Genomic DNA, 11,876 nt, shown 5'->3' with positions numbered 1-11,876 from the left:
CTTGGGATAAAATATAACGGATTCAATCCCCATAGCATTATAAGCGCAAAACCGACACCGCATAGTTCAACGGCGGATTAAATCAAACTGCGCCGTTGGCTTACATGATTTAATCCTATAATGGTAGGTCTCATTTTTCACATATTCATTATCCATTATTACGTTATACTTTGCACATAGATCAGTATATGTATCCAATAAAGCCTCATCGCCTTCCTTTAAAGAAGGCTTACAATAGCCATTTTCATAGGTAAGATTCATCGTCGCTACACTCAATTTTGCCCGATAAACACATAACGATGCCTTTTCTACCCGCGTACGCACCTCTTCCGATTTTGCCAATGATAATGCTTCCTTAAAAAAAGAATCTATTTGATCTACTGTTTCTGCATTTAAGCATAAAGGTGCTTCAGTAGAAAAAAGACCGGGGTGCCTCTTTTCTTTTTCAATCAAATTGTGATAATAACTTAAGTAATCAATGATAGGTTGTGCGGCTTCCTTATAATGCATCCGACAGAAGTCGATTGTTTCTTGCCAACTATCGCGGCCAGGTTTCCATAGACAGCGCGAAATTACATAATTTCGTAAGTCGCTTAACTCCGTAGAAAAACCATTTCCGGCTGCCTGCATAAATACGCCACGACCACTATTGTCTGCAAAATATTCCACATTATTTCCAATGGTTTGTAAATTTGGAAAAGGGAGGAGAAACGCCCTGAAATTGACATTATAATTCCAAATAAAGATGTTTTTGGCTATTTTGTTCCAATCATCCATATCCTTACTAAATTCTTCGTTCAGAATACAGGTAGGATCGTCAATCGCATGAAAATTACAACATTCAATACTACATAACATGAGCATAACATTGTCTCTAGGACGTATTGTTTTCGGTGGCTTACGCGTGTATTCGTAAGCATAGGTGCCAATTAAAACCTCTGGATGCGTTTTTTCAACACGCTCTGCAACTGCATTGACAAAAGAAATCATGGTACCCGCATGGGATTCCTCTTGAGCATCGAGAGCAGCACAAGATTCGCAGGTGCAGTAACTACCATTATCCATTTGTGCAACGTTAAAATTCTTTCTTGTAGGATCTTTCTCAATGGCCTCCAAAGTAGCCTCCGTTACAATGTCCAGAACGTCTTTATTGGTTAAACATAATTGTGGTCCACCGCCATGCATGCTAACTTCTCTCCTTCCGTTAACCAAAGCATAGTATTCTGGATGTTCTTTGCCATAAATGGAAGGGGGAACAAGATTAGATACATTATGACTTACACGTATATACCCCGTAATACCGCCAAATTTCTCTTCACCTTTGACCGAATTAGTGCGTAGTTTAGCTGCAAACGAAGGGTTTTGGAGTGTTTCACCATAATGGGAAGAACGAAAAGCAAAAGGAGGAACGTAATTATAATTTCGCCCTTTGATCCTAAAATTCCCATTTTTCCCTTCCTGTGGATAGAAAGTATGATCATGGGTCAAGAACCGAACACCACAATATTTTTCAAAAAACTCATATACACCATAAAGAGTACCCCGGGCTTGCCCCCCATAAATAGCAATTTGATCCTTAGAGATATCGATATTAAAACCTTCTTCACCAAGCTTTTTCGTTGTTGTCTTAAAACCAACTTTAACAGCTGCTTTAGGGCCTATTAAAATGGTTTTTCCAATCTTTGATTCGGTACTATCTATAGGCAACTCTTTACCTGTAAATTCTCTAAAAAGCCTTTGAAATTCAGTTGCAGCATACAATTCTGATGCTGTTGCGTTAGAACTGCAAAAAATCCCGTTAAAAGTGGACAAATTTGGTCCATCTGCGGGTAGGGAATCCCATTCTTCTTCTGAAAATGAAGATGCTACCTTTGGTGAACATTGTATTAAAGAACCCATTAATAATATAAAAAACACCCTTTTTAAGAAAGTAGGTTGCATCTTTTCTTTCATTTTAATATGTATTTAGATTTATGAAAATAACAATTTATAAAACAAAAGACCATGAATATTAAAATATACGAATTCTGGGGCCCACGGAGATAATAACTCCTGGGTCGGTCGCAAAATTTTAGGATCAAGGGTCGAGGTATTGAACCTAGATCCCGCCGAAAATGGCGGGATTAGTTCAACTTGCAATTTTCAGTACGTCTTACTGCCTTCTCAAAATTGAGTTTCACTAATAATACAATCTAAAATCCAGTAATTTGCATACGTTGTAATGTCTTTGGTGCAACTCTTCCACCACATCCAACATATTATCATCTTCTTTAAATAAGTTGAAGAATGCCTTATCAAGATTTGCGCTACTTATTCCATTAAATTCATTACCATAGCCAGAAACACCTTTTGCGCCAGTGATATCCAAAAAATATTGTGCTTCTTCTTCGTCCAAATCCAGAATTTTAGTATTTGAGAAGTGCAAGATCTTTCCTTTTAACCTTCCTTCAAAAATTTCAGCAATTTCCTGCAAACTATAGTAATAGCCATTTAGGCAAATACTATTGGCCTCACCGGACATGACCAAATAGATGATTTCATAATCCCTAAAATGATGGTCGTCCAAAACCAATGCATTTAAGCTATCTTCCAATCCTTCAATGGTGTCGCATGTTTTATATATGCTAGCTACCCCATACTTTATGGCCAATTGCCCCAGGTTTTCCTGTGTTTCGGTAACCTTGTCCGTTTCTATTTCTTGAACCCCTTCCAAACAATAAATGAAATAATCTGCATCTATAAATTGTTCTTGGGGTAATTGTTGTCTTTTCTCTAGCAAGTTTCTGAAATTGTATAAAGTATGTTAAACACAAAATTACTGTAACTCTTCAAGTTTTTCAGCGTTTTCATATAAAATCCCATTCCACACACATTTACAAATTACTTGTCTATTGTTTTATTTAATATTTGTGAATCTAGATTAAGATTTGATTTGAGCAACTTATTTTTGTCTAGTTTACACCAGTCCCGCTCACAGGAATGATAATTTCAGAATTGTTGTAGTCATTGCTGATTACGATATTGCCATTGTAGGGTCTTTCTTCTGTGGGTCTAAAATTAATTTGAACATTTTTTGGGATGTTCATATAATCTGAATCCATTAAAAAGGGCGACCCTCCTACAACATCGAATCCATTAGGTAAGGAGATGGAAATATTTATAGGGTCAAAGGTTTCCTTAGATAAATAAAAAGCTGAACTTTTGGAACTTGCCGTATTAATCTCTCCAAAATTAATGGTATTGGTTGTGGTGGTTACAGGATCTCCCGTTGAGTCAGTCCTATAAACAACAGTATTGCCTTCTATATCCTCGGGTGGTAACCATCCAGTCCCCGTTCCGTTTTCATGAAAAAACTCTACAACGAATGTTCCGGAATATGCATGAACATATTCAGCTTCTGCCTTCATGGTTACTGTTCTTGTTCCATCCTTTGGAATAATAAAATCAACGGGAGGTTCAAGCCTTTTACTTATTGTGGGGCTACCCTCCTCAATTTCCTCCCTGATCCAAGCCAGCTTCAGGTCATCTGGAGAATTATTGGTTATAGCTACATCAAAGCTTACCTCATCCTCACTTTTTGGTAAGGTTTGAGGTAAATTATGGGTAACACTCACCCTATTCATAATAGCGTTGGCTACCGCCTCCATTCTAAGACTGGAATCCTGACCATGTAAGCCATCATCAAAGTCGGGGTTGATATAAAAGGATACTTCCGTGGTATATTCCCGTATTTCCTTAGGAGCGCACGATAGTTCCATTTCAAAAGATCCTTGGGGCGGTATGGTCAATGGCCAATCACCAGCACTTGGATACTCCACCCTGAAAAATTCCGACTGCCCTGTTGAACCTTCTTCTGGTTGCGTATAGACACCATACAAGGTAATTTCCTTATCGGTTTCATTAAGGATTTCTACCTTATACCGCGATTTTCTATTTACACCAATATCTCCAAAATCCAAGTCGCCATTCACCGTTAGATAAACACAATCCCTTAATTCATCCCCATCCTTAATAAAACAGAATTCTATTTCCTTATCATAAAGCAACCAATCACCAAATAGAGCACCCGTATCAAAGGCACTTTTTACATTGGTCCAAAAACTTAAAATCTTACCAAGCCCTTTAAAGTTTACACCATACTTGTCGGTGTTGACCCCGCTGCAATCTTCGATAATCGAAAAAATACTGGCAATCCTATCAGCAACATAAAAAAATACGTCATAGGCCAAATAAGCCCCCGATATTTTCCCGTCCTTGAACAATTTGAGCCTATCGGATATTTGAGAGGATTCTGATTGTCCGTCAAATACATTACCGCCCAACGACAGAATACAATCGGCATTTTTAATCAATTTTTTTAACCTGTCAGAGAAAATGCCTATGACACCCAAGGTTAATTGGCCGGTATTATAAAAGGCGGCTTGCTGATTTTGAAGAGTACCATCAAATGATAAGCCGCTAGTAGCCTTCATTGTCCATTGCCCATCCGAAGGAATATTGAATGTTGCTTTAAGGTTATCGGTCTCCCCGCCCGTGGAGAAACCACTTTCCAAATACCTGCTCTTATTCAAACCAGCACTTAACTTATGTTCTATAAAAACATCGTTCCCGTCGTAGATTCCCACGCCATAGGAAGCACTGCTCCTGTAATTCAGCACCGTTACTTTTCCATCTTCCATGGTGAATTTTAGCGGTTCCACATTAACTTCCTCTTTAGCGGCAAGGTTGGTCTGAAACTGGTTCAAAAGGTTGAACAAGGCTTCATTCTTTGCTACATCCAAGGTACCCGTGGCAATTTGTTCTTCAACACTAATCCTCAATTCTTCAAATCCTGGGGTTTGCCTTATTTTGTCTACAGCTTCCAGCTTTGTTTCTGCAGACATCTCAAACGTCCAAGGATGCATCATGACCAAGGCAACAGCAGTTGTTTCCGCAGTAATAACCAAAGGCTCCTTACTAATTGGGTTTACATAGGAAAGCATAAGTATTTCCCCTTCCTTATCCTTTGCAAACAATAGCTCAAATGAACTTTCATTAAACAATTCAATCTCGGATTTGTGGTTGTCATTTATCACATCATCGGAAAATAGGGATGATACGGTCAGATCCTCTGCCTTAAGCTTACTGTCATTAGGTAAGATTACATAGGTATCGCGTTTTACATTGCCGTCTTCGGTAATCGTAAAATTATCTGTAGGGTCTACGGGATCGGCTACACACCATCTTCCTCTGCAACGGGATCTTCAAGGGGTTCTTCTGTAGGATCATCATCTGAACCTCCACAACTAAAAGCAAGGAATATAAATAGTGTGCAAAAAAAGGCATTTTTCATTTGGTTGGTTTTTGGTCTGGGTAAAACTAGGCAAAATGTTAAAATTTAATAGGATAAAAAAGCAATTTTTGTGTTTATAAAAAAAAGGGATTAATTTGATCAGTCGTGTTTTTTTTGATAAATAGTTTTTATTAATAGGAGCAATTTAGTAAAACCAATGATTAAATTATTCTTTCATTTTCTTTGCTTGTCCAAAGAAAACGAAACAAAAGAAAAGACCCTTCTTCGCTAGGTGGTCCCTAAAATCTCTGGATCGCTAGGTGGTCCCTAAAATCTCTGGATTTTAAGGACCGATGCCATGGCCTAAATTATTTCCAAGGCTTCAATAATTCTTAACGGCCATGCCATCTCCACGACGGAAGAAGAACGACCAAACAATGGACCTTGAGGGCAATGCCCAAAGTTATTTAATAACGGAAAATGACTTATCCCCACATGAAGGTTGACGCAACGTAAGGACCGGCCTATTTTCAATTTCGTATTAAATCAAGTGGTTTTCACATTAGAAGGTGGAAGGCGTCCATAGAGCTTTTCACCCAAGTGAAAGCGGCCTGGACGCCGGGGCTGTGGAAAGTGCGTAGATTTAAAGAAATTTAAAATCAGCCTAGCGTTTTTTGGTTCGTTTTTTGGGCGATGCAAAAAATGAACAGGATACAAACTTTAGATAGTAAATTATATTTTTTTTGTAATTCACACACAACTTTTGGGATTGATCCATTTAATAGCCCTTGGTGAAGGGTATCTACCGATAATTACTGTACTTTATCCATTATATGGCCATTTTGATACTGTTTGGAGGGGTACTTAGTGTTGCAATACCTCCTTACCCCATGCCGGCGGACCCAACGAAAAAGAGGTATATAGTCTGCAAAATGATTGTGAACCCGAAGGAGGACAAGCGCTACACTATTTAAAGCGGTCCCATACATCCTTCATTAACACCTCCCGGTCTAGTGCTGATAAAGGGGATTGAGCCAACAAATATATGGTTGAAATTAAAAGAAATATTGGGTATCGTTTTGTTCCAAAGCATGGTTACCTATAAAAACAATGGCCCTAGTGTTTCTTTGAATCGAACCAAAGGGCCATTTTATACCGGTTATATTTAAAAAGATACTGCTTAAAAGAAGAAGTAGCCCACAGAGACTTGTAAGACGGCATTCCTGAATTTATCCGAATTCCCATCTACATTATTAATATTGGATAATCCCAAATCATAACGCGCACCAAAATGAAGTCCGTTTTTTAATTTATACCCCAGCCCTAGATTTATACCAAAATCAACGGTTTTAAAATCATCTTTTACATCCACATCTTCATATTTGCCGGAAAGCAAAAGCCCAATTTGTGGACCAGCTTCCACACTGAGGCCCTTTGTTAGATAATATTTCCCCATTAATGGAAGGTTCAGATAATTTAAGGCAACTACATCTTCGCCAATACTATAGCCCTGAATGGAATACATTATTTCTGGTTGAAAAGAAAATTTATCGCTAAATGGCATTTCGGCCACCACACCAAAATTAACCAGGCTGGTTATAGGATCGAGGCTTCCCGTATTGTCCCCATAAATTGAGGCAAAGTTAATACCGACCTTGGCACCAAGATGAATGTCCTGGGCATTTACATTTGCCCATCCAAAAACGGTCAATGCGGTAAGAAGTAATAATTTTTTCATGCTTTAAATTTTAATTGTTGAAAACAAAAGAAGATGTTTTTTAATGTCCAGCCTTGTTTTTATTATCGCTTTAACGTTTTTAACCAATTTTAACAAGTGCTTAAAAATACTGGGAGTGGAATGGTATAAAAATCAAAAGGTTCGGAAGCGGGCCATCCGGTTTTAAAATGGGGACCAAAGGGAATATACTGAATGGTATAGGTACATTTACCCAACAAAACTTTTAGTCCCCATAATTTAGGTTGGGATGGCAAATACCACGAAGTTGATAGGCCGTATAGCGACTATTGGCTAATGTATATTGAATTTAATATAACTTTCCGTATAAAGTACATGCCCCTATTTAGGCAATTTCCTAAATATACCTTGTCGCCTCTTTATTATAGGAAGCTAATTTGGCAAATGGGATATCATAAACTGAAGCACCTATGGCTTCTTCATCCATCTGGCCCAGAATTAAGCGATCAGCAAGTGTATCGTCATATTCCTCCCGTATTTGCTTGTCATTGTCCACTGCCATGATAAGGTCTTCTTTAATCCTTTCCTTAATACCAAAAAATTTTCTACCCTCCATTGTTGTTATAAACTTCGAGAGCATAAAGGTGTACTCTACCTCTATCCGGGCATTATCCAAGTTTTCAGGGGCAATCGTCCAAGGCAATACATTCCCTATACGAGGAATAAGGGGCTTACAGTGTTCTTTAAATCTAGGATTGTTCATAATGGGGTCGTTGAAGTCTGGGTGATAGCCATAACTTTCACAATACTCATGAAGTCTCCTCCCTAAATCTTGATACTTATCCTTCAATGTGGATTCGTTGGAAAAACGCATGGCCCATGCCCTATTATCTTCTTCAATATCCCGGGCCTGATCCTTAAAGGTCAGATCATTTCTCTTAAAGACTTTGGCCAAGGTTTCGGTCTCTTCTGCAGTCCCATTGTATTTATGTAGCCAGTCCGTATAGGCACTTTTGGGCATATTAAAAAGGCGATCGCGTTCCATAGCTATCCTTATTAGCGACTTTAGTTCATGTTGCTTTTGTGTCATTGAAAAAACGTGCATTTCTATCCAACAGTCACAACCCTTATCACCCCGAATCCGGGTTTGCTTATGGAGTTATGCGCTACCAAACAAATTTTTGAGTTCCCTTTTCCCAAAGTTATTATTTAAACATTAGGTGTCCAAAACCATTTTGCGCCTTTAACCAAGCTCCACTCCCTCCTACTGAAATAGAGATATGACACCTAGAATAAGTGTTTCCTCTTAACACACCTTGATATATTAAAAATGATTTAAAAAAAAGCTGTTTTTATGTTATTTTATTGAATAAAATTTATATAAAACACAATTTTACTAGGATTAATGCAATAAAAAGCGTAGGTTATAGTAAATAATTATTAATTAAAACAACTATATGAGGCAACTTAAGATCACCAAACAAATTACGAACAGAGACACTAAATCCTTAGAAAAGTACTTTCAAGAAATATCAAAAATTGATTTGATTACCGCAGAGGAGGAGGTGGATCTGGCCAGAAGAATACGTGAAGGAGATCAGATTGCCCTTAATAAGTTAGTCAATTCCAATTTACGTTTTGTGGTCTCGGCCGCAAAACAATACCAAGGAAACGGTTTACGACTTTCCGATCTGATCAACGAAGGAAATATTGGATTGGTAAAAGCGGCCAAACGTTTCGACGAAACCCGAGGCTTTAAATTTATTTCCTATGCGGTATGGTGGGTACGCCAATCCATATTGCAGGCGATGTCCGAACAATCGCGTATGGTGCGTTTGCCATTGAACAAGATTGGGGAAATCAGCAAAATAAACAAGGTGTACTCTTCCTTGGAACAAACGTATCAGCGCCCCCCAAGTGCCGTCGAGATAGCCAGAGAACTTGACATGGGCCCAGATCAGGTTAAAATTGCCATGAAAAATGCCGGAAAGCATTTGTCCATGGACGCACCTTTCACAGAAGGGGAATCTTCGAATCTATACAACGTTATAAAATCCAAGGAAACAACCAGCCCAGATGCCAATATGATGAAAGACTCCTTGAGAATGGATATTGACCAAGTCTTAAAAACACTTCCAAGTAGGGAAAGTGAAATTATACGGCCTTATTACGGTATTGGACAGCGAACCCCAATGAGCCTGACCGAAATCGGTGAAATCTTTGACATCACCAGGGAACGTGTAAGACAGATTAGGGAAAAAGCCATACGGATTTTACAAAATAAATCCCGCAACAAAATTTTAAAGGGATATTTATAAGAGTCTATAAATCGTCTATGTTGGTCGGCAAGCTGGCCCCTACCCACTTGGACGCCTTGGCCAAGTTGAGGTTATTATTACCTTACTCGGCCTGGGGCGCACTAATGGCATCAACATACCTGCCCGCCCAATAGGGCAACAAATAGATATAGGGGGCATATTCCCGTTTGCCGTCACTTCCGCCATTGTTTCTATATGCCCCATTGTGCAAATGCAGCGTCCTCTCGTCGCCCGGCAACACTTCGGTATAGGTCTGGCTTCGGAAATTAGGGGCTATTTTCGTCAGGTCCTTACGGTGGTCGTTGTTAATTTTCCAATCGATCAAATCCATAGGAAACTCCCGCAACCACCAGGCCGATTCTTCACTATCTATATTTTCTCCCCCAGCCAATGCGAATAGATAATTCCACAAAGGATTTTTTTCGGAGCGTTCCACTTCCCAATGACTTTTCACCGAATTGAAATGTGCCTCCCTTTGTTCTTCCGTAAAGGAATAATTAACAAATCCGGGCATCGTCAAGAAATACATTTCATCATCGGAATGGTTCCATTTATCACTTAAATCCTCCCCTTCCACATAACCAATAACCGTAGCCGGTCTGTTGGCATTATCATCATATCCGTATTTTTTCATCAGTTTTTCGGCTCCCTTTTTATATTTTTTGTCCTTTGTAAAATGATAGGCGGTTTGTAGGAAAGACAGTATTAGGGTGGAATTCAGCCTGCGATCGCCCACATTGATGGGAAAGCTGTTTACGTATTCTGGATTCCATCTTCCCCAAGCGGTGGGCTTTCCATTCCAATCCCTTAGGTACCAATCGTTATCCATAATATGGTCCATTTCAATTTTTATTTGATGTATGGCCCTATCCCGCCATTCCTTATCGGGTGCCAGCTCGGCAAAAAGTGCGTACACGAAAAAATGCCCACAGGATTCATCGCTGCTGGTGGTCGACTTCCATCGCCAAAGTTCATCCTCGGATAACTGCCATATCCTTCCGTTTTCTTTTACATATTGCTCCCTCCATTCTTCAGAAAATCCGTTGGCATGAAGTCCCACTTCATAGCCGTCCCTTTCAAACGACCTTGCCGGAAAGCCTTTTAAATCGGGAAGTGCCGTTAACCTTTCCATGGCCTCAAAGGCTTCATAGGCATTCTGTTTGGCATCTTCGGACTTGGTTACCGCATATCTAAACAACTCCCCTGCCAAATACATGGATGTCCAGAGTCCGTCATTATCGGTATCGTGGAAGTAGCCCGTAGAAAGGTCCCCAGGTATTCTCATGGCCAAGTCCGAAGTAAAACCGTAGCGAATGTGCCGCAACCGCTGAATTTCCTGAAAATATTCCGCCTTTTGCGCCAGGGTCATGGGTACGAAGTTAATTTTGCCCATCCCTTCCTGGGTCAAGACCAGCACACTTCCATCGGGCCCTTCCGCCAAGTCTACCACCTCATCGTCTACCAGCCAACGCTTGGAAGCGTAATAATCGTACTTACCATCATCACGCAGTTTGAAGGCTCCTTTGGTAGATCCGAACCACAGGTTTTCACGTATATTTTTAACACTGGTTATTTCGGTCCATGGCAGTTTTTCGTCCAAGGTATTTAAGGCATATGTTTTGCGATCCAAATACTGTATTCCATTGGCAGTCCCCAAAACAATTCGATCTCCATGAAAAGCAAAGGCGGTTAAATTAGTGCCGTTAAACACTTTTTTTGATGTCTTTAAAACACTATCCAACTGGTATAGCCCTTCCGCTGTTAAAAGTAAAAAATGACCGGAATTGGGGTCATATTGAACGGATAGGGGTTGTAGCCCACTAATGGCAGCCCTCCAAACTTCCTGATTGTTCTTAAAAAGGGCAAAATCGCCTTCTCCTGCAATCAAGGTCAAAAAATCGGGGCCTATGCCCATAGCCTTGGGACTCTTTATATTATGGTCTATGTATAACTTCCCGGCCCAGGCATTGCTTAGGACCGCTTGATCCGTTAAATATACAAATTGACCTTGGTACTCGGCCAAAGCCACAATATCCATATCCAGCAAAGGTCTGTACTGTACGTCTTGCCGCAATCTTTTTTCATGTGGGAGCATGAGGCCTTGGCTGCCAAGAACTTTAATGGCCTTATTTCGATCACTGGCAATTTGAAGCAAATTTATATTCCCTTGCCCCTCCTCCAAAGAAAACTTTTCGGCACTATCCTGTAAAAACGGCTTATCGGTGACCGTTTGTGCCTTGGTTGCAAATCCTACTAGTAAACAAAAACCTAAGAATAATCTTTTCATAATTTATATCAATTGAAGAATCGATAAAAATAAATGTATGCAAACTAAGTTGCACCACTATTCTTGATGAATACCTATGGTATTTTAACCTTGTTGAATTTTAACATTTGAAAATTAAAAATAAAATTTCATCAAAATCCCAGCTGTTTCTTAAAATGACCGACAAAGTTGCTCCCTCAAAACACATAGGCATACCGTTAAATAGGTATACATATTCTAAAATCAACTATCCAAGAACGATGGTTTTCAGAGACTGAATAATTGCCTTGGCCATGAAAGACCCGACAATAAATGGGATAATAT

7 protein-coding genes are annotated in these 11,876 nt (G+C 39.5%); 1 reads left to right on the top strand and 6 read right to left on the bottom strand.

Features of this window, described 5'->3' with window-relative positions:
* Nucleotides 1-66 precede the first annotated feature (66 nt).
* The 5 genes from QSE00_RS21000 to QSE00_RS20980 all read right to left on the bottom strand — a co-directional run bounded on the left by QSE00_RS21000 (nt 67) and on the right by QSE00_RS20980 (nt 8,013).
* Entirely contained in the window at nt 67-1,953 is a 1,887-nt protein-coding gene (locus tag QSE00_RS21000; RefSeq protein ID WP_286107380.1) for a DUF4838 domain-containing protein, read from the bottom strand.
* A gap of 226 nt (nt 1,954-2,179) precedes the next feature.
* On the bottom strand, nt 2,180-2,779 hold the full coding sequence (locus QSE00_RS20995) for a DUF6642 family protein (protein ID WP_286107379.1): 600 nt from the start codon (nt 2,777-2,779) through the stop codon (nt 2,180-2,182).
* A gap of 172 nt (nt 2,780-2,951) precedes the next feature.
* Nucleotides 2,952-5,075 carry a hypothetical protein gene (locus QSE00_RS20990; RefSeq protein ID WP_286107378.1) on the bottom strand — a complete coding sequence of 708 codons (2,124 nt, stop codon included), beginning with the start codon at nt 5,073-5,075 and terminating at the stop codon, nt 2,952-2,954.
* A 1,377-nt stretch (nt 5,076-6,452) separates the two neighbouring features.
* On the bottom strand, nt 6,453-7,010 hold the full coding sequence (locus tag QSE00_RS20985; protein ID WP_110355226.1) for a porin family protein: 558 nt from the start codon (nt 7,008-7,010) through the stop codon (nt 6,453-6,455).
* Nucleotides 7,011-7,365: 355 nt separating this feature from the next.
* A complete protein-coding gene (locus QSE00_RS20980; protein WP_286107377.1) occupies nt 7,366-8,013 on the bottom strand; it encodes a hypothetical protein in 648 nt (215 codons plus the stop codon).
* A 412-nt stretch (nt 8,014-8,425) separates the two neighbouring features.
* Here QSE00_RS20980 and QSE00_RS20975 point away from each other — a divergent pair, with 412 nt between their 5' ends.
* Nucleotides 8,426-9,286 carry a sigma-70 family RNA polymerase sigma factor gene (locus QSE00_RS20975; protein ID WP_286107376.1) on the top strand — a complete coding sequence of 287 codons (861 nt, stop codon included), beginning with the start codon at nt 8,426-8,428 and terminating at the stop codon, nt 9,284-9,286.
* Nucleotides 9,287-9,368: 82 nt separating this feature from the next.
* On the opposite strand, the gene QSE00_RS20970 is transcribed toward QSE00_RS20975, so the two are convergent.
* Complete coding sequence (locus tag QSE00_RS20970; protein WP_286107375.1) at nt 9,369-11,573, bottom strand: hypothetical protein; 2,205 nt, start codon at nt 11,571-11,573, stop codon at nt 9,369-9,371.
* Between the last annotated feature and the right edge of the window lie 303 nt (nt 11,574-11,876).

It is taken from the genome of Arenibacter flavimaris, assembly GCF_030291335.1.
Lineage (GTDB): Bacteria > Bacteroidota > Bacteroidia > Flavobacteriales > Flavobacteriaceae > Arenibacter.
Note: the sequence above shows the minus strand (reverse complement) of the source record. Positions and strands in the feature narration are given on the sequence as shown.

Bases quoted from the DNA above. Each gene is read 5' to 3' on its own strand.
- QSE00_RS21000 (WP_286107380.1), bottom strand. From the start codon at position 1,953: ATGAAAGAAAAGATGCAACCTACTTTCTTAAAAAGGGTGTTTTTTATA.
- QSE00_RS20985 (WP_110355226.1), bottom strand. From the start codon at position 7,010: ATGAAAAAATTATTACTTCTTACCGCATTGACCGTTTTTGGATGGGCA.
- QSE00_RS20980 (WP_286107377.1), bottom strand. From the start codon at position 8,013: ATGGAACGCGATCGCCTTTTTAATATGCCCAAAAGTGCCTATACGGAC.
- QSE00_RS20975 (WP_286107376.1), top strand. From the start codon at position 8,426: ATGAGGCAACTTAAGATCACCAAACAAATTACGAACAGAGACACTAAA.
- QSE00_RS20970 (WP_286107375.1), bottom strand. From the start codon at position 11,573: ATGAAAAGATTATTCTTAGGTTTTTGTTTACTAGTAGGATTTGCAACC.